We start from the raw sequence: 729 nt of genomic DNA on the forward strand, positions 1-729 counted from the left end.
CCTGGAGGATCGTCGACGAATATGCGCGTGCCGACGGTCGCATCCGGATTGTCGAGAACGGCAGGGGGCGAGGCCAGGTCGAGAATACCAACAATGCCATGCTGGCTTGCACCGGCACCTGGATCAAGTTGCTGCATGACGACGACTGGCTCGCGCCCAGCGCGCTCAAGCGATTTGCCGAGGTCTCCAAGGAGCATCCCTCGGCCGCATTCATGACCTGTGCAGCCAATATCGTGGAAGACGGCAGGATCATGCTCCGCTCGACGCCATCGGAGCAAAACCGCGTTTCAGTCTATTCGAGCCAGCAATGCCTCAGGGATCTTTACCTTGTCCGGACGACGAGGAGCCTCGGCATCATTCCCTCGACACTGTTGATCAACAGCAAGGTTCTTCAGGCTGGATGCCGAATGCGTGCACACAAATCGATCCCCGCCGGCGTTGACCAACTGTTCTTCGTGGACTTGGCCGGTCACGGAGACATGGTTGCGATCAATGAGGGTCTGATTTTTTACGACGCGACGAACCATCCGAGCATCACCACATCGAAGAGCTACACGGAAGTGGACGAAGTTACGCTTGCCGTTAAACAGCTTAATTGGCAGCTGCTCGAAAACAGAAGGAATCTTCCTGACCCCGAGAGCCTCTTGCGAGCATTGCGGGTTGCACGCGTACCCGCCAGATTTCATCACCAGTCCTTGCCCGTGACTATCCGCGACACGCTGCAAATTC

At 57.1% G+C, this 729-nt stretch carries 1 protein-coding gene; it reads left to right on the forward strand.

Annotation, left to right across the window (positions count from 1 at the left end):
• Positions 1-47 precede the first annotated feature (47 nt).
• The coding region (locus X744_RS139745) for a glycosyltransferase (protein ID WP_245266888.1) at positions 48-729 on the forward strand (682 nt) is incomplete at its 3' end.

This window comes from Mesorhizobium sp. LNHC252B00 (assembly GCF_000502955.1).
GTDB lineage: Bacteria > Pseudomonadota > Alphaproteobacteria > Rhizobiales > Rhizobiaceae > Mesorhizobium.